Annotated in this window: 12 protein-coding genes; 4 read left to right on the top strand and 8 right to left on the bottom strand. The window is 69.1% G+C overall.

All coding sequences use genetic code 11. From position 1 onward, the window contains the following. Positions 1-21 precede the first annotated feature (21 nt). Both B2515_RS12910 and B2515_RS12915 read left to right on the top strand, forming a co-directional pair. Entirely contained in the window at positions 22-3,360 is a 3,339-nt protein-coding gene (locus B2515_RS12910) for a TonB-dependent receptor (protein ID WP_293876913.1), read from the top strand. 121 nt (positions 3,361-3,481) lie between these two features. Further along, positions 3,482-4,504: a cupin-like domain-containing protein gene (locus tag B2515_RS12915; protein WP_293876915.1), complete on the top strand. Its 1,023-nt coding sequence runs from the start codon at positions 3,482-3,484 to the stop codon at positions 4,502-4,504. On the opposite strand, the gene B2515_RS12920 is transcribed toward B2515_RS12915, so the two are convergent. The 6 genes from B2515_RS12920 to B2515_RS12945 form a co-directional block, all read right to left on the bottom strand. Further along, positions 4,474-6,321 (bottom strand): glycoside hydrolase family 9 protein, encoded by a 1,848-nt coding sequence (locus tag B2515_RS12920; RefSeq protein ID WP_293876917.1) that lies wholly within the window; start codon positions 6,319-6,321, stop codon positions 4,474-4,476. The two genes, B2515_RS12915 and B2515_RS12920, sit on opposite strands and share 31 nt — an antisense overlap. Further along, positions 6,318-7,559: an ROK family protein gene (locus B2515_RS12925; protein WP_293876919.1), complete on the bottom strand. Its 1,242-nt coding sequence runs from the start codon at positions 7,557-7,559 to the stop codon at positions 6,318-6,320. Before B2515_RS12925 ends, B2515_RS12920 begins: the two co-directional genes overlap by 4 nt. Positions 7,560-7,692: 133 nt before the next feature. Beyond that, the gene (locus tag B2515_RS12930) at positions 7,693-9,171 is read right to left on the bottom strand and encodes a carboxylesterase/lipase family protein (protein WP_293876921.1); all 1,479 of its coding nucleotides are present in this window, start codon (positions 9,169-9,171) and stop codon (positions 7,693-7,695) included. Beyond that, the gene (locus tag B2515_RS12935) at positions 9,168-9,911 is read right to left on the bottom strand and encodes an SGNH/GDSL hydrolase family protein (protein ID WP_293876923.1); all 744 of its coding nucleotides are present in this window, start codon (positions 9,909-9,911) and stop codon (positions 9,168-9,170) included. Before B2515_RS12935 ends, B2515_RS12930 begins: the two co-directional genes overlap by 4 nt. Positions 9,912-9,927: 16 nt before the next feature. Next, positions 9,928-11,877, bottom strand: a complete 1,950-nt coding sequence (locus tag B2515_RS12940; protein ID WP_293876925.1) for a glycoside hydrolase family 97 protein — start codon at positions 11,875-11,877, stop codon at positions 9,928-9,930. Further along, positions 11,874-15,278 (bottom strand): glycosyl hydrolase 2 galactose-binding domain-containing protein, encoded by a 3,405-nt coding sequence (locus B2515_RS12945; RefSeq protein ID WP_293876927.1) that lies wholly within the window; start codon positions 15,276-15,278, stop codon positions 11,874-11,876. Before B2515_RS12945 ends, B2515_RS12940 begins: the two co-directional genes overlap by 4 nt. A gap of 175 nt (positions 15,279-15,453) precedes the next feature. On the opposite strand from B2515_RS12945, the gene B2515_RS12950 reads away from it, so the two are divergent. Continuing rightward, complete coding sequence (locus B2515_RS12950; RefSeq protein ID WP_414711399.1) at positions 15,454-17,913, top strand: glycoside hydrolase family 3 protein; 2,460 nt, start codon at positions 15,454-15,456, stop codon at positions 17,911-17,913. A 13-nt stretch (positions 17,914-17,926) separates the two neighbouring features. Here the strand turns inward: B2515_RS12950 and B2515_RS12955 are convergent, their stop codons facing one another. Both B2515_RS12955 and B2515_RS12960 read right to left on the bottom strand, forming a co-directional pair. Further along, on the bottom strand, positions 17,927-20,776 hold the full coding sequence (locus B2515_RS12955; RefSeq protein ID WP_293876929.1) for a TIM-barrel domain-containing protein: 2,850 nt from the start codon (positions 20,774-20,776) through the stop codon (positions 17,927-17,929). Positions 20,777-20,784: 8 nt separating this feature from the next. Then, positions 20,785-22,383, bottom strand: coding sequence for a DUF5597 domain-containing protein (locus B2515_RS12960; RefSeq protein WP_293876931.1), 1,599 nt, complete (start codon positions 22,381-22,383; stop codon positions 20,785-20,787). Positions 22,384-22,513: 130 nt separating this feature from the next. Here B2515_RS12960 and B2515_RS12965 point away from each other — a divergent pair, with 130 nt between their 5' ends. Further along, complete coding sequence (locus B2515_RS12965) at positions 22,514-23,344, top strand: polysaccharide deacetylase family protein (protein WP_293876933.1); 831 nt, start codon at positions 22,514-22,516, stop codon at positions 23,342-23,344. Positions 23,345-23,475 lie beyond the last annotated feature (131 nt).

Consider the following 23,475-nt stretch of genomic DNA (forward strand, 5'->3'; position numbering starts at 1 on the left):
ATGGGGACTGGAAGGGGAAACATGACCGTTCGTGCAAACAGGGTAACGGGCCGCGCCGCCCGGCGGCTCCGGCTGTCCGATCTCAGCATCGGCGTCTCCGTGCTGGCGGTGCTGTGCGCCGCCGCGCCGGCGTCGGCGCAGGACGGCGCCACGCCGACCAAGGGCGTCGCCGAGGGCTCGCAGGGCACCACGTCGGGCACGCCCGCCGTCGACGCCGGCACCGCGCCGACCGCGAACGATCAGGCCGCGGCCACGACCGGTACGTCCGGTGCGTCGCAGGACGCAGCGACGACGCCGCCTGACACCGGCCGCGACGAAATCGTCGTCACCGGCGTGCGCCAGAGCCTGGCGACCGCACAGAATATCAAGAAGAACAGCGACACCGTCGTCGACGCGATCACGGCGCAGGACATCGGCGCGCTGCCCGACCGTTCGGTCAACGAGGCGCTGCAGCGCGTGCCCGGCGTGGCGATCAGCCGCTTTGCCGCGCCCAATGATTCGCAGCACTTCTCGGTCGAGGGTTCGGGCGTGGTCATCCGCGGCCTCAGCTACGTGCGCGGCGAGTTCAACGGCCGCGACACCTTCGCCGTGTCCGGCGGTCGCGAGATCGGCTTCAACGACGTGCCCAGCGAGCTGATCGGCTCGGTCGAGGTGTTCAAGAACCTGACGGCCGACCTGATCGAGGGCGGCATTTCCGGCACGGTCAACATCAACACCCGCAAGCCGTTCGATCAGGACCAGCGCCTGGTCTATCTGTCAGGCAGCATGAACTGGGGCGACCTGGAGCAGCGCGGCGCGCCGTCGGTCGTCGGCCTCTACAGCCAGCAGTGGGACACCGCGGGCGGCAGCCGCTTCGGCATCCTCGCCAGCGCCAGCTATTCGCAGCAGTACAGCCGCTCGGACTCGGTCTTCCTCGCCTCGATGCTGCCGCGCTACAATGACGACCGCAACGGCAACGGCGTGCAGGACGCGGGCGAGGGGCGCACGATCAATGCGGGCACCAGCTATGCCTCGCCGCTGTTCGACACCTATCCGGTGCCCAATGGTGCCGGTCCGGTCTATACGCCGGTCGGCGGCGGTTCGCGCACGCAGAGCTTCGATCGCAAGCGCGTCGGCGTTTCGGCCGCGGCGCAGTTCGAGAATGCCGCAAAGACCTTCCTGCTGACCGCGCAATATCTGCGTACCGAAGGCACGCAGGACTGGCTCGAAAAGACGATCGAGCCGAACGTCTATTACGGCGACGTCACCACCACCTTCCCGCGCGCCGGCACGACCAACACCTATGATGCCAACGGCGTCTTCACCAGCGGATCGATCGTCAAGCGCACGGGCGCGGTGTTCGGCAACGGTCCGAACGGCGTTTACGGCCAGCTGAACCAGTTTGCGCCCAACGGCATCTTCACGACCTTCTCGAACCGTCGTTTCTATCAGAAGGCGACGACGCAGGACTTCTCGCTCAACGCGAAGATCGAGCCGGTCGCCAACCTCCACATCAATCTCGACGGTCAATATGTGAAGTCGAAGTCGGAAGGGCGCGACGACATCGTCGACATGGCGACCTATTCGGGCGTCGACATCGATCTGCGTGGCAAGACGCCGCAGATCACGCTGCGTCCGGACGGCCGCAACACCGCCGAATATTTCGGCAACAAGGCGTCGACCTATTTCCGCGACGCCTTCAACAACGTCCAGGATAACGACGGCGACGAATACGCTTTCCGCGGCGACGTCCAGTACGACGTCAGCGAGGACAGCTTCCTGCGCAAGGTGCGTGTCGGCGGACGTTATGCCAAGCGCGACCAGACGGTCCGCACCAACGATTACAACAACTGGGGCGCGGTGTCGGACACCTGGACCGGTGGCGGCCCCGTCGGCTTCAACGCGTTGCCGGCGGATCAGGCGTCGCTGTTCGCGTATAGCGACTTCTATCGCAACCAGGCGGTGCAGCCACCGAGCACCTATTACATCCCCGACAACATCATGCGCGATCACGACGCGCTGACCGCGCTGCTGCGCACCGTCACCAAGGCAGGCGGCGGCAATTACACGCCGCTCGAGGATCGCGGTGTGCTGCCCTCCTATCGCAACACCGAAACGACGTGGAGCGCCTATGCGCGCGCCGATTTCGGCGTCGAGGATTTCGGCAACGGCATGAGCCTGTCGGGCAATATCGGCGTCCGTTACGTCCGCACCAAGGACGAATCCTTCGGCCAGCTGACCTTCCCGTCGGTGAACAGCGTGTTCACGCCGGACACGCAGAACCCGCCGCGCTACACCAACCTCGCGACCTTCTGCGCCTTTCGCATCGCCAATCCGTCCGGCGGCACCATCCCGGTGCTTTGCACGCTGACCCCGGCGCAGCAGGCGGCGATTTCGGCGTTCTCGAACTTCGTACCGGGCGGGACTGCCGGCACTCGCGCCGACGTCGCGACGCAGAAGTTCGGCAACTGGCTGCCGAGCCTGAACGTGAAGCTGCAGGCGACCGACAAGCTGCTGTTCCGTTTCGCGGCATCGAAGGCGATCTCGCGGCCGAACTTCGGCGATCTCCGCAACTTCATCGGCGTGAACCCCTCGGGTTCGGCCACTGCAGGCAATTACACCTTCGAGGCATCGGCGCGTAACCCGTATCTGCGTCCGATCGAGGCGAAGCAGTTCGATCTGACCGCGGAATGGTATTTCGCCAAGGTGGGGTCGCTGACCGGTGCGGTCTTCTACAAGGACCTGACCAACATCATCATCGATAACTACGGTTATCAGCAGAACTTCACCAACAACGGCCAGACGTTCAACGTCACCGTCAACGGTCCGGCAAACGCACCGGGGCATGGCAAGGTCAAGGGTGCGGAACTGAGCTATCAGCAGACCTACGACTTCCTGCCGGGCATTCTGTCGGGTCTGGGAACGCAGGCGACGTTCACCTTCGTTCAGCCGAGCAAGATCCCGAACGGCGTGCCCGCCAACGCGGCAGGCGACGGTTCGCGTCCGCCGCTCGATGTCGGCGGGATCTACTCCAACCTGCCGCTCGCCGGCCTGTCGAAGTACAATTTCAACGTCGCCGCCTTCTACGACAGGGGCGGGATCTACACGCGCTTCGCCTATAGCTGGCGTTCGAAGTTCCTGCTGACCAACCGCGACTGCTGCTTCCCGTTCCTGCCGGTCTACGCCCTGTCGGCGGGGCAGCTCGACGGATCGGTGTTCCTGACGGTCAACAAGAACTTCAAGATCGGCATCGAGGCGCAGAACCTGCTCGATACCACCACGAAGACGGTGTTCCTGCTCGATTCGAAGGGGCTCACCGCGCCGCGCTCCTTCTTCAAGAGCGACCGCCAGTTCTCGATCACGACGCGTCTGACGTTCTGATCCCTGCGTGTCCTCCCCTGAAGGGTGGGTGGCCGTGTCGGGCCGCCCACCCTTCTTTGTATCGGCAATGCGGTGCATCCGGGCTAGGGTGCGCCATGCCATCGACCGCACGGAATTCGTCATGAACAGCGCCATCGCCACCGCGGCGCGCGTCGAGGAATGGCACGACGTCACGCCGGAGCGGTTCGCGGCGGAGGTCGTGCCCGCCTATCGCCCGGTGGTGCTGCGCGGCCTCGTCCGCCACTGGCCCGCGGTCGCGGCGGGGCTGGAGGGGGCCGCCGCGATGGCGGCCTATATCCGTCGTTTCGACGGGGGCCGGCCGGCCAATGTCATGGTCGCCGCGCCGGAGGAGCGCGGGCGGTTCTTCTACACCCCCGACCTGTCGGGGTTCAATTTCACCCGGGCGCAGATCATGCTGCCGATCCTGCTCGACCAGCTCGTTGCGCAGGCCGGCGATCCCGCGCCGCCCGCGCTCTATGCCGGCGCGGCGACCGCGCCCGACACCTTCCCCGGCTGGGTCGAGGCAAACCCGCTGCCGCTGGCCACGCCCGACGCCGTGCCGCGGCTGTGGATCGGCAACGCCAGCCGCGTGGCGACGCATTACGACGTGTCGAGCAACATCGCTGCGGTGGTCGCGGGGCGGCGACGCTTCGTGCTGTTCCCGCCCGATCAGGGGCCGAACCTGTACGTCGGGCCGCTCGATCACACGATCGCCGGCCAGCCGACCAGCATGGTCGATCTCGAGGCGCCGGACCTGACGCGCTATCCCCGCTTCGCCACCGCACAGGCGGCGATGCAGGTCGCCGAGCTGGAGCCGGGCGATGCGATCTTCGTGCCGTCGCTGTGGTGGCACGACGTGACCGCGCGCGGGCCGCTCAACCTGCTGGTCAATTATTGGTGGGGGCAGCAGGCGGCGGCGTCGCCGTTCGCCGCGCTGATCCATGCGCTGCTCGCGGTGCGCGACCTACCGCCGGGCGAGCGCGAGGCGGTGCGCGGCTGGTTCGACCATTATGTGTTCGGCCCGGATGCGGCGTCCGCGGCCGGTCACCTGCCGCCGGCGGTGCGGGGCGTGCTCGATACGCCCTCGCCGGGGCGCAGCGAGCGCATCCGCAACTACCTCATGCGGGCGCTCGGGCGCGCCTGACCGCGCGTCGCGTCGAGGAAGGCGGTGACCCAGACCAGCGGCGCGTTCCAGTTGATCGCGACCTCGTTCATCGTGAAGGCGCGCCAGTCGTCGCGCCAGCACGTCTGCCCGACGCACCGTCCCTTCAGCACGGGATCGTCGACGCCGGCGCTGCTGTTCGGTCCGCCGACGATGACGCCCGGCGGCGGCGCGGGATAGCGCGGATCGGCGGCATGCGCCCAGAACCGGTGATGCGGTTGGTGTACCGTCCGCGCCCCGAAGCCGGTGACATAGGATCGGTCGAGCGCGTTGCGGCCGAACACATAATCGGCGACGTCGACGACCGCATCGCGGAACGCCGGCCTGCGCGTGATCTGCCACGCCGCACCGAGCAGCATCGCGCGGTTGAGCAGCGTCGCGTTGGACCCCCACTCGAAACGGGACCCCGCATATGGCAATCGATAGCCGCTGCGCTGTCGTTCCGAAAGCAGGCGGTCGGCGGCGACGACGATCCGGGCCCGGGCACGCGCGGCAATGGGCGCGGCGCGGGGATCGTCCAGCATGGCGAGCGTCATGACCCCGGGCAGCGCGGTATCGCCCCAGCCGAAATCGACGCCGTTGCCGCGCAGGAAGGATGAGGCGGCGACGGTTTCGCCGAGCGACGGGTCGCCGGTCGTCGCGAACAGCGCGGCCGCCGCCCAGAAGCGTTCGTCCGCCGACTGCGCATCGCCATAGCCGCCGCTGCCGGTGAAATCGGAACTGGCGCGCAGATCGGGCACGCGCCGGGCTGCCGCCCAACCCCGCTGCGCCGCGGCGAGGGCGCGCGCGGCGAAGGCGGGATCGCGATGACGCCAGATGCGCGCCGCCTGGGCCGCGATCGCGACCATGTTGAGCGTCGCCGCGGTCGAGGGGGGATACAGGAAGCGCCGCATCCGATCGTCGGCGGGCGCGGTCGGGATGCCGGTCCACGCGACGTCGGCGACCTTGGTATGCACCAGCCCGCCGGCATCGATCGTACGGAAGTCGCCGGCCGGCCGGCCGGTGTCGGTGCGGAAGGCGACGGTCAGGCGCTGCCCGTCGGGCACCTGCATCGCCAGCAGGAACTCCACCTCGACCCGCGCCTCCGCCAGCAGCGTGTTGATCCCCGCGCCGGGGGCGACCCCTGGCACCCGTGCGTCCTCAAGCGTGGCGGCGCTTGCCCGGGATGCCAGCCGCTCGCCGATATCGAGCAGCGTCCATGTCGCGATACCGCCGTTGACGACATATTTGCCGTGGTCGCCCGCATCGTACCAGCCGCCGGTGACATCGAGGCGATAGTCGCACCCCGGCCAGCGGACGCCGCGCGGGTCGTGCCCGGCAAAGCAGGTCGCGACGTCGCGAGGATGACCGGCGGGACGCGCCAGATCGGGGCGGGAGACGAAGCGGGCCTCGATCGGCTGGCCGCTGCGCTGTTGATAGAAGAAGTTCAACGCCGCCGACGCGGCGGCGGCGAAGGGGCGGTCGGCGATGGCAAAGGGCGCGCTGCGCCGGGTGCCGATCGTCAGCCGATAGTCCGTGCCGCGGCGATGCACGCCGTCGAACGTGATCTGCTGCACCGTCTTGCCCGACGAGGGATCGAGACCGGCGGGAACGGTGTCGCCGCTGGCGACGACCGCGCCGGTGGCATCGATCAGCGTCCAGCGTTGCGGGGCGTCGTCGGCGGCAACGACGATCGCGTGCTTCGGACCGTCGGTTTCATAGCCGATCTGGTCGACCAAGATGCTGCTGGCCGGCGGTTCGTCGCCGGCCGCGACGAGCGCGGCGGCAGCGGCCATCGCCAGCCCGGCCCTGACGATCACCGTCGTCCGCTCTGGATCAGGATCGAATCGGAGGGAAGGACGTGATCGAGGAACGGCAGGATCGCGGCGCCGATCGCCGGGGCGTCCCGCGCCATCACCGCGGGCATGATCGCCGCGCGCGACGGCTGCGGCACCGCTTCCAGCGCCTCGCTTAACCCCGCCGCCAGTCGCTCGATCAACGCCATCGGCAGGCGTCCGCCGATCAGGATGGCATCGGGATCGAGCAGACAGTTGATGGCGACCAGCGGCGCGAAGAGCGAGCGGACGGCATCGGCGATCCACGCATCGATCACCGCTGCGAATGCCGGCGCCGGGCCGGCCAGTTCGTCGATGCCGGGGCGCGCGAACCCCGCCGCCTCGATCCGGGCGAGCAGCGCCGACAACGACACCGTATCCTGGATCGTCGCGCCCGGCGGGCCGGTCAGGTCGGGCATCAGGCCGATCTCGCCGCTGCGACCGTTGGCGCCGCGGTGATAGGAGCGGTCGATCACCGGTCCGCCGCCCAGACCGGCGCTGATGAGCAGATAGAAGAAGCTCGGATTGTCGAACGCCGTGCCATATTCCGCCTCTCCCAGCGCGGCGGCGGCGGCGTCGTTGTCGCAATGGATCGGCCACGGCAGCACCGACAGCATGTCGGTCAGGTCGACCTGGCTCCAGCGATCGTACGTCGCCGGACGGTTGGGCAGGGCGATGCGGCCGAGGTCGTCGGGGATCGCGACGCCGACGCCCAGCACCCGCGCCCGGTCGATCCCGCCCTCCGCGATCAACGGATCGATCGCCTCGACCACGAAGGCGACGACGTCGTCCGGCAGGGCATAGGCGACCTCGCGGGTGATGCGGCTGCGGACCTGGCCGGCGAGGTCGAGCGTCACCAGCGTCAGGTGATCGCGATCGATGTTCAGCCCGATGCCGAATGCGCCGTCGGGGTTGATCTGCAACCGCAGCGCGGGCTGGCCCCGCCCGCCCTGGATGCGGCCGGCGTTGCGGACCAGGTCCATCTCGATCAGCCGCCCGGTGATGTTCGCGATCGTCGGCGCGGTCAGCCCCGTCTGGTGGGCGATCGCGACCCGCGTCGTGTCGCCGCCCAGCCGGATCGCCTGGAGCACGGTGCGCAGGTTGTAATCGCCGGCGCGTTCCAGGTTGGTGCCCGACAGACTGCGCGACAGCCGGGCGTCCCGGCTTTCCGTCGTGGAAGGATCGATCCGTCGGCCGGACTTGCTGCCGAAAGTGATCTTCATCCGTCCTCCTCTTTTACGGGGCGACCCTAGCCCGCGTCGGTTGGATCGTCACCGGCCGAAGTGGAGAAATATTTCAATTTTCCTTAGTAAAGCCGGCTGACGGTATGCCGATCGCCACGGCGATCGGCTCTCATCAGGGCGAGGTGCGCAGGTCGCAGATCGCGCGGCGCAGACCCGCCTTCGCGACCGGGCCGTCCTGATCGAACGCCATATAGGCGCGGCCCTGCCGGTCGTAGGCGGGCCAGGTGACGAGGCCCGGCCCGTTCGGCGTCCCGAAGCGGACGAAATTGGTCCAATAGGCCTGGAGCGGCGGCTGCCCCGGCTGCGGCTCGTTGAACAGATACCCGACCTCGCTGGCGTGGCTCACGCTGCCGCCGGGCGGCGCATAGTCGAACTGATATTGCCACACCTTGCCGCCCAGCGCCGTCAGCGCGTTCGACACCGCGACCGTCGGGCAGCGGAACGTCAGGTCGTTGGCGAGTTGCATCGTCACGTCGCCCAGTCGCGGATCGGACACGGGCGTGCCGCCGGGCTGCAGGCCGTAGAGGCGAAGCGCGCGCTCGGCATTGGCACCGAATTCGCGGCGCAGTGTCGGCACCGCGGCGTCGGCGCCGCCGTGCAGCGTCAGCTCTTTGGCGTTGATGCCGATCACCAGCGGTGCCGGGTTGATCCGGCCGCTGGCCAGCAGACGCGCCGGCGTGTCGGTCAGGACGCGGCCGTCGACGATCGCCTGCAGCCAGATGAAGCCGTCGTCGTCCAGGCCGGGGACGGGCGCGTCCCTGTCGGCCGCCAGCACCTGCCGCCACGACAGCGCCCGCAGCTGCGCCGTCGTCGCGTCGCCCGACAGGCCGGCGCGACCGGCGATCAGCGTGCCCAGCCGCTCGTTCGTCGCCAGGCTGCGCGGCGGGGTGCCGAAGCCCGCCGTGCCACTCTCCGCGATCGCCTGCGCGAACAGCCCGCGCGAGCCTGGCAGGAGCATGTGCAGCCCGACGTCCATCGCGCCGGCCGACTCGCCGGCGATGGTGACGCGGGCGGGATCGCCGCCGAAGCGGGCGATGTTGCGCTTCACCCATTCGAGCGCCGCCTGCTGGTCCATCAGCCCGTAATTGCCGCTGTGCCCGCCCTGTTCGCGGCTGAGCGCGGGGTGCGAGAGGAAGCCGAGCGCGCCCAGCCGGTACTGGACGCTGACGACCACCAGCCCCTTGTCGGCGATCCGCGATTCCACCGTGCCGCCGCCACCGCCGGCGCGGTTGCTGCCGCCGTGGATCCAGAACAGCACGGGCAGCTTCGCCGTCGGGCGCAGATCGGGCGTGCGCACGTCGAGGAACAGGCAGTCCTCGTCGCTGGCATCCGCCGACGTCGCGTTCCAGCCGAACGACACCTGCGGGCAGGTGGCATGGTCGGCGACCGTCGCGCGCGGCGTCGTCCAGGGGCGGGGCCGCTGCGGCGGTTGCCAGCGCCGGGCGCCGACGGGCGGCGCTGCGAAGGGGATGCCGCGGAACACGCCGCCGGTGCCGGCTGCCTCGCCGCGGACCGGGCCGTCGGCGGTGCGCACGACCGGGCCGGCGGACGCGGCGGCGGTGGCAAGGGCGAGGGCGAACAGCGCGATCACTGCGCGATTCCCCGCGGGGCCGGCTTTGCCATCGCCGTGCGGATCGCCGTCTCCGCCACCGGCGCCATCACCGCATAGCCGGCCGCGTTGGGATGAACGCCGTCATAGGTCCAGGCGGCCTTCAGCGCCTGGCCGTCGTGCAGCGCGCTCCAGTAATCGGCATAGGTCGCGCCGGTGCGGGCGGCATAGCCCTTCATCCAGGCGTTGAGCGCGGCGATCTTCGTCGCGGTGTCGAGTCCCGGCCGCCAGGGGAAGTGATCGGCCGGCGGGATCGAGGCGAGGATCACGCGGATGCCGTGCGCCCGCGCCAGTTCGGCCATCGTCGTCAGGTTCGCCTCGGTCTGCTCCGGCGTCATCGGGCCGGTGTTGCCGGCGATGTCGTTGGTGCCGGCCATGATCTGGACGACCTTGGGGTGCAGGTCGATCACGTCCTGCCGGAAACGCAGCAGCATCTGCGGCGTGGTCTGGCCGCCGATCCCGCGGCCGTAGCGTCCCGGCGTGAAGAAGCCGGGCATCATGTCGAACCAGCCCTGGGTGATCGAATCGCCGATGAAGACGACCTGCACCGGCCCGGACACCTTGGCGTTGGCTTCCTGATAGCGGCCGAGCCACGGCCAGTCCTGATGCAGGCGCACCTCCGCCTCGCGTTCCCACTGCGCCTTTTGTTCGGCGGTCGGCTGGGTCTGGGCGAGCCCGACGGTGGAGAGCGAGGTGAGGATCAGGGCGAGCAGGCGCTTCATCGACTTGGGGCTCCGGTTAGCGGACGGGGGAGAGGATGGCCGCGGCCCCGCCGGCCGCGTGCAACGTCAGGGTGAGCGTGTCGGCCGCGGCGACGGTGCGGCTGGCGGTGACGAGATCGGTCGGCGCGGCGCCGTCGCCCCACGTCCGGGCGGCGTATCGGCCCTTGCCGAGGAAGGCGAGCGGGACGGTGACGCTGCGCGCCGCGTCGGTCATCGCGCCGACGTACCAGACGTCGCCCCTGCGCCGCGCGAGCACGATCGATTCGCCGATATTGCCGGCGATGAAGCGGGTTTCGTCCCAGCTTGCCGGCACCTCGGCCAGGAAATCGAGCCCCGGCTGGCCGCGATAGGCGTCGGGCGTATCGGCGACCGATTGCAGCGGGCTCTCGAACACCACGTATTTGGCGAGTTCCGCCGCCCGCGTCGTCTGCGTCTGCGGCCCGGTCGCGGCGATGGCGAAGCCGTCCGGGGTGCGGTTGCGATAGCCGCCGGGCGTATAGTCCATCGGCCCCGCCAGCATCCGCGTATAGGCGAGGGTGATGTTGTGCCGGGCGGTGATCCGCCGCGTCCACTTGTTGTATTCGGCGCCGAGCACGCCCTCCTGCGTCAGGACGTGCGGCCATGTGCGCGTCATGCCCCAGGGGTGGGTCGCGCCGTGCAGGTCGAGCAGCAGGTGGTGGCGCGCCGTCGCTTCGGCGAGGCGGTGGTAGAAGGCGATCATGTCCTGATCGTCGCGGTTCATGAAGTCGACCTTGATGCCCTTGGCGCCGACGCGCGCGACGGCGGACAGGATCGTGTCCATGTCGCGATCGAGCAAGGCCCAGTGGATCCACAGGATCAGCCCGACGCCGCGCGCGCGGCCATAGGCGACGAGGCCGGGCAGGTCGATGCCGGGCACCGGCTGCGTCGGGTCGGCGCCGGGATACAGCGTGCCGCCGCCGCCGCTGTTCACGTACCAGCCCTCGTCGACCATCATATAGGGCAGCTTGAGCGATGCGGCGAAATCGATGAATGCCCGCTCCGTCGCGGCGTTCGATCCGGCCTTCGTCACGCCGGCGAGCAGCGGTCCCGACCACCAGTCCCATGCGGTCTTGCCGGGCTTCACCCAGGCGAAATCGCCGCGCGGCGCGGGGTTGAGGCTGGTCAGCAGCGTATTCTCGATCAGCGCCCCGGCGGTGGGCGCGACCATGACGACGCGCCACGGCGAGACGACCCCGTTGCCGACGTCGAGCGTCAGCGCGACCGGGGGATCGTCCGGGCGGCGGGTCAGCTTCGCCGCGACGCCGGTGGCCCCGGTTTCGGTGCCGGTCAGGTACATCGCCGGCCACCGCTCGACCGCCGCTTCCGCGATCGCGATCGTCGGCCCGTCCGCGCCCGTCTGGCAGACCAGCGGCAGTTCGTAGAGATTGTGCGGCCGGATCAGCGAGGCGCGGACCGGATCGAATTCGCCCTCATGACTGCTGCCGAAGCTGCCGAGGTTCAGGCCGGTGCAGGCATAGTCGGCGGGAAAGGCGAACTGCGTCAGCTCGTCGACGAGGCGCAGCGTCGTCAGGCCGGGCTGTCGCGGGATCGCGTAGCGCAGCGCGATGCCGGTGTCGTAGGCGCGGATGACGAGGTCGAGGCGGCGGCGCTTGCCGTCCTTCTCCGTCATATGGACCACGATCTGATTGTAGCGCTCGTCCACCGCCGCGGTCTTGCCGGCGACGAGTGCGTAGCGGTCGCGGCCGCCGGTCGCCTGCGTCGAGGTCGTGCGCAGGCCGTCCGCCAATCTGGCGTAGCGCTCGAATTGCAGTCCGAGCGGTGACGGCCCGATCACCGGCTTCCCCGCGACGGCGAGCCTGTAGGTCGGCTGGTCGTCGGCGTTGGTGTCCAGCGTCACGATCAGCCGGCCGTCGGGCGACGCGACGCTCTGCGCTGCGGCGGGGGTGGCGGCGAGGGCCGCGACGGCGAGCAGCAGCCGCGTCATCGCAGCACCGCGGAGGCGGGGGCGACGTTCCAGCCACGGATGGCGATCTGCGCGTCGCGCGCGGCGGCGGCAGGGTAGCGGATCGTCACCGTCCGCGTGGCGCCGGGCAGCAGCGACACGTAATTGTCGCTGAAATAGGCGGGCAGCACCTGGCTGCCGTCGGCGTTCACGACGGTCAGCTTGGTTTCGATCGCCGGCGTCGCCGTCCTGTTCGCCAGATCCACGCGCACTTCGGTTTCGTCGCCCGCAGGCGTGGCGGTCGCCTGCGCCGTCAGCGCGACGGAGGCGAGCGTCGTGAGGCTGCGGTAGGCGGTGTCGTCCTTGCCTTGCCAGTAGACGTTGTTCGACAGTTCGGCGCCGTTCGCGTCCGTCGCCTTCAGGTCGACCAGCACCATGCCGTTGGCGGTGAGGCCCGGCAGGTCGAGCGCGAAGGCGTCGTTGGCCGCTTCCGCCTTCGCGGTGATCGTCGTCCGGCGCTCGGCCAGCGTCTTGCCGGCGAGATCGACCACCTTCGCCGTGACCGTCGCGCCGGGAATGGCGGCGAGCCGGTTGTTGACGAGCACCACCTTGCCGTCGGGCAGGTTCATCTGGACGTGGACGGGCTCCGACGCCTTCTTGACGCCATAGAAGCTGGCGTGGGTGTCATAGTCGGACGAGAAGATCTGCCACGCCGACGACGGCCAGGCCGGCTGCGTCATCCACAGCATGCGCCCGGAATTGACCGTCCACAGGCCGGCGTTCATCCCCTCGAAGATGGCGCGGTAACTTTCATACTGCATCATCTGCGCCTTGCGCTCGAAGTCGGGCAGGCTGGTGCCCTTGCCGAAGCGCGCGTCGAGCGCCTGTATGTACGACGTCACCGCGCCGTTCCCGGTCTGGTGCCAGTCGTGATAGGCCCAGGCGTCGCTGATCGGCCATTGGTCGGCGGCGGGGATCGCACGCTGCCACGCCTCCAGCGTCGGCAGCGACGGCGTGCCGCTCTCCACCGAAAAGCCGCGCGCGTGCTCGGTGAAATATTCGACCGGCGGGCGCCAGTTGTAGGGCCCCGAATTCTGCAGGTTCACGCGATTGGACGATCCCATGTACAGCCGGGTGCCGTCCTCCTTCGCGATCAGATCCTCCAGCCGCTCGTTGAGCAGCGGCTGGGGCACGCCCTCGTTGCGGCCGAACCACACGACGATCGACGGGTGGTTGCGATAGCGCTTCACGACGTCGGTGGCATTGGTCATGAACAGCGCCGGGTCCTGTGCCTCGATATTATAGTCCTGCGTCGATTCCCAGAAATCGCTCAGCACCATCAGCCCGTATTCGTCGGCCAGATCGAAGAAGGTGTCGCTGGTATCCTGGCCCACCCAGTTGCGGATGATGTTGAGGTGCGCGTCGCGGTGCAGGCGGAACATCGGTTCCAGCCGGGCGCGATCGATGCGCTTCATGAAATCGTCCATGCCGATGTTGCCGCCGCGCGCGGCGATCTTCACCCCGTTGACGCGGATGACGAGGTGCGGGGACAGGCCGGGATCGTCCTTCACCGGCGTGACCGCCGGGCTCTTCTCGGCACCGGGCACCAGGCTCGCCGCCCAGCCGTTCGCGACCTGGCGGATGCCGTCGTGGCTGCCGTCGACGATCCGCTGGCCCAGCGACCGCGCCTTGCTGAGGTCGATGGCGACGCGCTGCAGCACGCCGGCGCGGTCCATCAGCGAAATGTCGTAGGTCACCTGACGCATGCCGAAGCGCAGCCGCCGGGTGTCGCTCGGCCGGCCGTCGACGCTGGCGGTCAGCGTCAGATCGTGGAGTGCCGGGTCGCCATAGCCGTTGGGCCACCAGAGCTTCGGGTTGCGCACCGACAGCGCGGGAAAGTCGGCGGGGGCCATCACCACCGTCGCGGTTTCGCCGGGGGCGAGCCGCACCTGCTTCTCGACGGCGACGTCGTCGAACGCCGCCCGTACCCTCGCCGTCACCGGCTGCGCCGAGGTGTTGGCGACGGGCACCGCGATCTCGACATCCGCAACCAACCTGTTCGCCCTCGGCAACGTCGTAACAACCCGCGCATCGCCCAGCTCCGCCGCGCCGGTCGCGACGAGGCGAACGCCCTGCCACAGCCCGGTGTTGCGGTCGCGGACCGAGGGGATCCAGTCCCAGCCCTCGGTCGCCACGAAGGTGGGGCCGTCGAGCATCTGCATTCCGCCGTTCTCGCCGACGCCGGCGGTCAGCGATTCCTCATGTGCCAGCCCGGGATGGGGCGGTGGCGACACCCTGACCGCGACGGCGTTGCGCCCCGCGGCGAGCGTGACCGGGAAGCGCCCGCGCACGAACGCGCCCTTCATGCCGCCGACGGGCGCGCCATTCACCCACACCTCGGCGGCATAGTTCACGCCGTCGAACACCAGCGTCTGCCGCTTGCCGGCGGCCTCCGCCGGCACGTCGAATTCGGTGCGATACCAATAGTCCTGCCGCGCGAGGCTTTCGGGGATCACCGTATTGTTCAGGCCATAGGCGGGATCGGGATAGACGCCGCGATCGACCAGCGTCGTCAGCACGGTGCCGGGCACCGTCGCGGCATACCAGCTGCCGGCATCGAAGCCCGCGCGGCTGATCGCGGCGCCAGCCGCGGTCACCCCGGGCGCTTCCGCCAGGCGCCAGCCGTCGATCGTCCAGCTGCCGTCCGGCTGGCGCAACGGGCCGCGCACCACGGGCAGCGGCTTGGCGACGGGCGCGGGGATCGGGGCCTTGGACCGGGGGCGGGTCGATGCGTCCTGCGGCGCGACCTGGCCGTACATCTGGCGGACCTGTACCGGCCAGTGCGGGCTGCCCTGGATGAAGGCGACCAGCGTCGGATCGGGAGCCTTCTGCGCCCGCCGGCGGATGTCGTCCGCGGTCAGCGCCGTCGCCTCGAGCTGGAAACCGGCGACCCGACCCGCGAACACCGGCGCGTTGCCGGCCCGCGGGGCCAGCGTCGCCACCGGTGCGACCGCGGCGCTGGCCAGCGTCCGGGTCGCGACCGGACGTCCGTCGACGAACAGGCGAACCGTGCGCCCGTCGGCGGTCGCCGCGATATGGTGCCATCCACCGGCCGTCAGCCGCTGCGAACCCGCGATCGATCCGGCCTCGGTGACGAGCGCGGGTTTGCCGTCGGTCAGCGCGAGAAAGCGGTTTGCCGCGTCGTCGCCGAAGCCGGCGATGCGCGCCGTGCCGCGCGGCAAGTCGCGCGGTTCCACCCATGCCGACAGGGTCCAGCGCGGCGTCGTTATCGGTACCGCGGTATCGCCACCGAACGCCTGGCGGATCGCGGTGCCGCCTGCGGGCAGTTCGGCGTCGAGGGGGCCGAGTACCTGCGCGCCCGCCGCCGCCGACAGGCACGCCAGTATCACCGGCATCACCACCACGCCGCGTTTCGCCATCATCGCCATCCCCCCAGCCGACCCCTTTCCGTGGAGGTCATGTCGGATCGGAACGAAGCACAGTTAAACTAAAAAGCCAAATTGAAATAGGTATTGTTGCCGGCGGCGACTCATGGCACCCGGAGCGTCACGCGGCGCAGCGCATCTCTGGCGTAACGCGATCGGCGAGGAGGGGTAGATGGCTTTCACGTTTCACACCGCATGCGCGGCGGTAGCCTTGATGACGACCGCGGCATCGGCCGACGCGCAACAGGCCCAGCCACCCGCTTCGATCGCGCATCCCGATCAATGGCCGGTGCTGCCGATGGCGTTGAAGCTGGACCCGAAGGTCGAGGCGCGGGTCGCCGCGATCCTTTCCAGGATGTCGATCGAGGACAAGGTCGGCCAGTTGATCCAGGTCGACATCGCCAGCATCAGCCCCGGCGACCTCGAGACGTACAAGTTCGGCTCGATCCTCAACGGCGGCAATTCGGCACCCAACAACGACGAATTCGCACCCGCATCCGAATGGCTGAAGCTGTTCGACGCCTTCTATGACGCATCGGTCAAGCGGTCGGACGGACGCCCGGTGGTACCGGTGATCTGGGGCACGGACGCCGTCCACGGCGCCAACAACATCGTCGGTTCGACGCTGTTTCCGCACAACATCGGTCTCGGCGCGATGCGCGATCCCGCGCTCATTCGCAAGATCGGCGCGGCGACCGCGCTGGAAACCGCGGCGACCGGCATCGACTGGAGCTTCGCGCCGACCGTCGCGGTGGTGCAGGACGATCGCTGGGGCCGCACGTACGAAAGCTATTCGGAAGACCCCGCGATCGTCGCCAGCTATGCCGGCCAGATGGTCGAGGGCATACAGGGCACGATCGGCCGGGACTTCATGAAGCCGGGCCGCGTCATCTCGTCGGTCAAGCACTTCCTGGGCGACGGCGGCACGGGCGGGCATGACCAGGGCGACACGCGCGTGCCGGAACGCGTGCTGCGTGACGTCCATGCTGCCGGCTACATGACCGCATTGCCCGCCGGTGCGCTGACGGTGATGCCCAGCTTCTCGAGCTGGAACGGCGAGAAGATGACGGGCAACAAGAGTTTGCTGACCGGCGTGCTGAAGGATCGCTGGGGTTTTCAGGGGTTCACCATCGGCGACTGGAACGCGCACGGCCAGGTACCCGGCTGCACCAACGAGGATTGCGCCGCGGCGATCAACGCCGGGCTCGACATGTTCATGTATTCGGGACCGAAGTGGAAGGACCTGTACGCCAACACCCTGCGCGAGGCGAAGGCCGGCACGATCCCGGCGGCGCGGCTCGACGATGCCGTCCGCCGCATCCTGCGGGTGAAGGTGCTGGCCGGCACGTTTGAGGCGGGGCGTCCCTCGTCGCGGCCGATGTCGGGTAGGTTCGACCTGCTCGGCGCGCCCGGGCACCGCGCGATCGCGCGTCAGGCGGTGCGCGAATCGCTGGTCCTGCTCAAGAACAACGGCGGCATCCTGCCGGTGCGGCCCGGTGCCTCCATCCTCGTCGCCGGTCGCGGCGCCGACGACATCGGCCAGCAATCGGGCGGATGGTCGATTACCTGGCAGGGCACCGGCGTGTCGAACAGGAATTTCCCCAACGGCCAGTCGATCTGGTCGGGGATCGAGCAGGCGGCGCGGGCCGCCGGCGGCACCGCCCGCCTGTCGGTCGATGGCGGCTTCACGAAGAAGCCCGACGTCGCGATCGTCGTGTTCGGCGAGACGCCCTATGCCGAATTCACCGGCGACCGGCCGACGCTGGAATATAGCCCCGACGACAAGAGCGACCTGGCACTTTTGCGCAAGCTGAAGGCGGCGGGCGTGCCGACCGTCGCGGTCTTCCTGTCGGGCCGGCCGCTGTGGGTGAACCCCGAACTGAACGCCGCCGACGCCTTCGTCGCGGCGTTCCTGCCGGGCACGGAGGGCGGCGGCGTCGCCGACGTGATGATCGCGGGCAAGGGCGGCCGCCCGGTCGCGGATTTCCACGGCAAGCTGTCGTTCAGCTGGCCGAAGCGGGTCGACCAGTTCGTGCTCAACGCGCGCGATCCCGGCTACGACCCGCTGTTCCCGCTGGGCTATGGCCTGACCTATGCCGATCGCACCAGCGTCGGCCGCCTCGACGAAACGAAGCCGGCGGTGGCGGCGGGTGACCAGAATGCGCTGTTCGTGCGCGGCCGGATCGCCGGCGGTGCGCGGATCTCGCCCGATGGAGGCGCCACCGTCACGCGGACCGACCGCAGCGGGCAGGAAGACAGCCTGCGCATCGCGGTGAAGGGCGAGGGTGCGGTGGCGATCGAACAGGCGATGCCGATCGACATCACCCGCGAATCCAACGGTCAACTCAGCCTGATCGTCGACTATCGCGTCACCGCGGCGCCCACCGGCCAGGTCGCGCTGGGCGTGGCCGACGGGGCGAAGCTCGCGACGGTGCCGCTGACCGGCGCGATGAAGACCGGCGACTGGATGACGGCCGCCGTCCCGCTGCGCTGTTTCGCCGATCAGGGCGTGTCGATGGCCACGGTGACGCGGCCGTTCGTCCTGACGAGCAGCGGCACGCTCGGGGTGGACATCTCGGGCATCCGCATCGGCACCGCGCCCGCCGGCCCGGTCAGCTGCGGGGTACGCTGACCGGCGCGACCGGTCAGCGCATCGGGATCGTCAACGCCGCGCCGCGATAGGTGACGCGCGTCGCCGGCTCGTCGGCGAAGTCGAGCGGCTTGGGCATCGCGGGGGCATGGAAGCGGACCGAGATGGTACGCGTCGCCGTCATGCCGGGAAAGCTGCCCTGGCGTGTGCCGATCGTCAGGGCCCCGGCCTTCTCGTCCCAGCGGATCGGGATGCGGGCATATTGCCCCTTGGCATAGCCGGGCGAGACGCCGTCGTCCTCGTAGAGCGAAAAGCTGCCGTCGCGGCCGGTGAAGACGTGGAGGACGAGCGGCCCGTCCGGCTGCTGGCGCGCATATTGCACGGCCGGGCCGGTCGGCAGGATCGCGCCCGCCCGCGCGAACAGCGGCATGCGTTCGTACGGCGCCTCGGCGACGATCGTCCGGCCACCGCGGTGAAACGTGCCGGTCGCGACATCGTACCAGTCGGCACCCGCAGGCAGATAGACCTGGCGTGCGCGCGCCTTGAACACGGTGACGGGGGCGACCAGCAGATCGCGGCCGAACAGATATTCGTCGTCGATCCCCCATGTCCGGCGATCGGCGGCGTAATCCATCACCAGCCCACGCATGATGCTGCCTTCCCGGTGATAGGTGTCGGCGGCCACGGTGTAGATATAGGGCATCAGGCGATAGCGCAGCCGGTCGTACCAGATCATCGAGCGCATCATCGCCGGATCGTCCGCCCCCAGTTCGTAGATCTCGCGCTTGGGCTTCTCGCCATGGCTGCGGAACAGCGGGCTGAGCGCGCCGAACTGGAACCAGCGCAGGTTCAGCTCGCGCCATTCGGACTGGGCTGCAGGCTCGGCGTTGGTGTAGCGGTCCTCGACCGCGAAGCCGCCGATATCGTGCGTCCAGTTGGGGACGCCCGACATCGACAGGTTGACCCCCGCCGAGATCTGGTCGCGCAGGTCGTCCCACCGCGCGGCGACGTCGCCCGACCAGAGCGCCGCGCTGGCCCGCTGGATTCCGCCGAATCCCGACCGCGTCAGGATGAACGGGCGCCTGGCAGGCGTCGCCGTGCGCAGCCCTTCGGCGAACCCCTGCGCGTGGACCAGCGGAAAGCTGTTGAAGAAGGCGCCGCCCGGACCGAGCGCATTGGGGCCCATCGTCACCTTGCGTTCGTCGATCGACAGGTTGGAGTGAATGTCGGGCTCGGTCGCGTCCATCCACCACGCATCGATGCCCAGGGTGACCAGCCGGTCGCGCACCTGACGGAAATAGATCCTGCGCGCCTCGGGCGCATAGGGATCGTAATCGGTATTGAGGTAGCCCGGACCGACCCAGTCCTTGTTCCCCATGGTAAGGTTGCCCTGGTACAGGAAGCCCTTGGCAGCCAGCTCGCGCGCATTGTCGGTGTTCGGATAGAATTTCGGCCAGACCGAGATCATCAGCTGCGCGTTCAGCGTGTGGACCTCGTCCACCATCGCCTGCGGATCGGGAAAGCGCGCCGCGTCGAACCGGTGGCTGCCCCATTGATCCTGCGGCCAGTAGAACCAGTCCTCGACGATGTTGTCGAGCGGGATGCCCCGCCTGCGATATTCGCGCACGACGCCCAGCAACTGGTCCTGCGTCTCGTAGCGCTGGCGGCTCTGCCAGAAGCCATAGGCCCATTGCGGCATGATCGGCGCCTTGCCGGTCAGCCCGCGATAGCCGGCGACGACATCGTCCATCGATCGGCCAGCGACATAATAATAATCGATCGCCTTGCCCGCCTCCGACGAGAGCCAGAGCGAATGCCGGTCGGCGGGTGGCAGCGGGTCGTTGTGGAGGAACGCCATGTAGCCGGCGTTGGGTTCCCATTCGATACGGATGTCGACCGGTCGTCCCGCGACCATCGGCAGGTCGATGTTGTGATACCAGGGGTTCCAGTTCTGCCGCCAGCGATCGAGGACCAGCTTGCCGTCGGCATAGACCTTGAAATAGCTCGATCCGTAGACCCGGAACTTGTGTAGCCCCGTTTGGGTCGGGGCCAGCGTGCCGGTCCAGACCACGCGCTGCTTGCCGAGCACCTTGCCCGCGGTGTTCTGGCCGCTGTCCGCAGACGCGACCGTCGGCGCCTTCGCCTCCTTCGGCCAGCGCGCCAGGTCGCGGATATACTGATAGGCGATCGTCGCTTCCTGCCGGCTGACCGCCAGTCGGTCGCCGAGATAATAGTCCGCCTTCCATCCCGGCCTGCCGCCGCTCGTCACCGCCAGGTCGGTGCCGACCGGCGTCGGCGCCTTGGGATCGCCGAAGCGGGTGATCGAATTGTTGTCCCACAGAACGCCATAGTTGCGCGTCGACACGACGAAGGGGATCGCGATATCCATATTGTGCTGGGCGAGTTCGACGTCCTCGCCATTGTAGTTCATCTGCCGGTTCTGATGCTGGCCGAGGCCGTAGAAGCCTTCGTCGGTGCCGCGGTTGAACTGCTGGCCGACGGCGAGATAGCCGCGTTCGGCGACACTGGGCGCCATGGTGCCGCGCGCAGCCTCGTCCAGGGTCACCTTGCCCGATGGATCGAGGAAGCGGACGTGGCCATCGGCCAGGCGGATCTCTGCCGTCGCGCGCGGCAGCCGCAGCATCACCGTCTGGCCGCGCCGGACGATCGCCGGGTCGCCGTGCGGCCGGTCGACGACCATCAGGCTATCGGGCAGCGCCGGTGCTCCGGCCATCGTGGCGGTCACCCGGAACACGGCATCCCCATAGGCAACGACGCTCACCGTCGGGCCGCGATCGGGCACGACGACCACGCCGGAGTCCACGTGGCGCACGCTCGATGCCGACGCGGCGCTGGCGAGAGAGGCAAGCGCACCGACGCCGACGCCTGCGAGAAGACGGTTCATCGCTGATCCTATCGATAGCTGCCCAGCGTCACGCGCAGCAGCACGGGCCGGGTCAGGTTGAGGCCGTAATCGGTCTGGTCGCCGTTCCAGACCCGCGTCGACGTCCACCCGCCGGCGGCGTCGAAGCCGCCCTCCTCGACGCGGATCAGTTGCGCTGCTTCGCCCTTGCCGGGCCTGGCGAGGTCGAACGACACCCGCACGTCGGTGCCGACGACCAGAAACTGGTCGGGCGAGAGCAGCGCGACGGCGGTGCCGCCGACCGGCTGATCCTTCAGCGGGTTGGGATCGGCCTTCAGCCAGGGCGCGTCTTTTACCCCGAACTGCCACAGGCCGTATTGCGCCGTCACCTTCCACCGGCCGAGCGTGGCGCTGCGGTCGCTGCCGTCCGCGGGCTTGGCGCTGCCCCAGGTCTGCCGGTCGAAGGCGATCCGCGCCCAGGCGCGCGCGTTGGGCGCCATGGCGGCATAGGCGTCGCCGAACGCAGCGATGGTCGGCGCGTCGACGACCTTCGCGCCCAGCGGATAGTTGACGTAGTCGGTATCGTCGAAGCCGAACGGGGCGAAGCCGATGCCGCCGCGCCCCAGCACCGGCCACAGGAAGCGCGCATATTCGGCGGCGTTACCGGTTTCGGGCACCATCAGCGCATTGTCGGGGCGGGCGTAATGGTCGAGATAGGCCTCATAGGCACGCGCATCGCGATTGTAGATGTCGGGTGCAACGAGATCGAGGTGGGGGGCGGCGGCCTTCCAGACGTCGATCACCTGCCAGTTGGGCCCGCCGCTCGCGCCGCCGCCCTCCCCGGGGGCGGCGAAGGCATCGCCGAGAGCGGCGTTGGCATACATCGGCACGTCGAGCACCGCTTGGCCTGCGGCGGCGATTTCGTCGACGTAGCGGCCGACATACCAGCTGTTGAACGCGGCCTCGGCCAGCTTGCCGAACGCCGCCGTCCAGCTGCCGCGCCGGCCGGTCCGCGTCGCCAGCGCCGCCGGTATCTCCTGCCGGAACAATGCCTGTGCCGCGGGCGACAGGTCGCGGTTCTGGTCGTAGACGCCGGTCTCGTTCTCGACCTGCACCATAATCACGCGGTGGTCCGGATCGGCCTGCCGCAGGTGGCGCATCAGCGCGACGAAGGCGGCCTTGTCCGCCTCCAGCGTGGTGCGTGCGTGCGGGGTCAGCGCGTAATGCGCGGTGCCTTCGGCCTTCCGCATCCGTGGGAAGCGGGCGCCGTCGGTCTTGACCCACGCCGGAACATAGCCGGCGCTGGTGTTCTTCCAGGTGCCGAACCACAGCAGGACCAGACGGACGTCATGGTCCCGCGCGCCGCGAAGGAGGGCGTCCACATAGGAAAAGTCGAACCGCCCCTCGACCGGTTCGATCTGCTCCCATGCAACGGGGATCTCCAGCGTGTTCGCGTGGAGCCGCGCCACCATCGGCCACACCTTGGGCAGCATCGCTGGATAGTTGCTGCTGTTGTTCGCCTGGACGCCCAGCATCAGGAAGGGGGCGCCATCGACCATCAGTACGTGCCGCCCGTCGCGGGAGACGATCGTCGGCGGCGGGGAGGGCGACGCGGCGGTTGCGGCCGGTCCGGAAAGCGCGGCGGCCAAGGCGATCAATATCAATGCCGTCCCCATTCCCTAGTCAGACAAAAGACATGCTATGCCGGTTAACGGTTCGCGCTACCAGTGTCAGCGTGGCCGATCGTCGAGAGGTTGTGGCATGGGGTGGTCGAAAAACATGCAGGCCCTGATCGCGGGCGTTGCGGCGCTTGCGATTTGGCCGACAGCGAGCGTCGCACAGGGGACGCGCTGGCCCGGGGGCGCCCGGGCGGCGATCGTCCTGACCTATGACGATGCCCTGCCGTCGCAGCTCGATCGCGTCGTTCCGGCGCTGCGTCGCGCGCGGTTGAGGGGCACCTTCTTCCTTGCCGCGGTTCGCGAAGCCGATGTCGAGCGGTGGCGCGCGGCGGCGCGCGACGGCAACGAACTCGCCAACCACACCATCTTCCATCCCTGCGCCGCGGCCACCTATCCCAGCGACCCGCGCTACACCCTCGATCGCTACACGCCCGCCTCGCTGCTGCGTGAGATCGCACAGCAGAACGTGCTGCTGCGTGCGCTCGACGGCAAGGTCCGACACGGCTTCGCCACGCCCTGCGGGCAGACGATCGCGGGCGGCGCGGACTATCTGGAGCCGCTGCGCCAATCCGGGCTGGTCACCTATGTGCGCGGCGTGTCGTCCGGACCGGCCGACCTCGCCGCCGACGTCGCGACGGTCGACCCGATGCACGTTCCCTCGCAGGGCTTCGCCGAAGGCACGACGCTGGCGCAGCTGATCGCGCTGGCCGAACGGGCGGAAGCGGGTGGCGGCTGGGCCGTGTATCTGTTCCACGGCGTCGGCGGCGAGCAGCTGCGGGTTTCACCCGAGGTGCATCAGGCCTTCCTCGACTGGCTGGCGATGCACCGGTCGCGATTGTGGGTAACGACGCTGCAGGAGGCGCTCGACTGGGCGAAGGCGCATCCGGGCGGACGCGCCGCGCCGCGCCCGACATCGCGCGCCAGCCGGTAGCACTAGGTTCGGTCTATACTTCCGCTGTTGCGTGGCACCTCCGTGTTCGAAATGCCTCGTCGCAAGTGCTGTCCGGGTTTCTTCAGTCTAGGAAACCAGCCGGCGATTAAAAATCGGGCCTCGCAACTCTC

The organism is Sphingomonas sp. UBA978 (assembly GCF_002292295.1).
Classification (GTDB): Bacteria; Pseudomonadota; Alphaproteobacteria; order Sphingomonadales; family Sphingomonadaceae; genus Sphingomonas.

Bases quoted from the DNA above. Each gene is read 5' to 3' on its own strand.
- B2515_RS12955 (WP_293876929.1), bottom strand. From the start codon at position 20,776: ATGAACCGTCTTCTCGCAGGCGTCGGCGTCGGTGCGCTTGCCTCTCTC.
- B2515_RS12965 (WP_293876933.1), top strand. From the start codon at position 22,514: ATGCAGGCCCTGATCGCGGGCGTTGCGGCGCTTGCGATTTGGCCGACA.
- B2515_RS12910 (WP_293876913.1), top strand. From the start codon at position 22: ATGACCGTTCGTGCAAACAGGGTAACGGGCCGCGCCGCCCGGCGGCTC.
- B2515_RS12950 (WP_414711399.1), top strand. From the start codon at position 15,454: ATGGCTTTCACGTTTCACACCGCATGCGCGGCGGTAGCCTTGATGACG.
- B2515_RS12940 (WP_293876925.1), bottom strand. From the start codon at position 11,877: ATGACGCGGCTGCTGCTCGCCGTCGCGGCCCTCGCCGCCACCCCCGCC.
- B2515_RS12915 (WP_293876915.1), top strand. From the start codon at position 3,482: ATGAACAGCGCCATCGCCACCGCGGCGCGCGTCGAGGAATGGCACGAC.
- B2515_RS12945 (WP_293876927.1), bottom strand. From the start codon at position 15,278: ATGATGGCGAAACGCGGCGTGGTGGTGATGCCGGTGATACTGGCGTGC.
- B2515_RS12925 (WP_293876919.1), bottom strand. From the start codon at position 7,559: ATGAAGATCACTTTCGGCAGCAAGTCCGGCCGACGGATCGATCCTTCC.
- B2515_RS12935 (WP_293876923.1), bottom strand. From the start codon at position 9,911: ATGAAGCGCCTGCTCGCCCTGATCCTCACCTCGCTCTCCACCGTCGGG.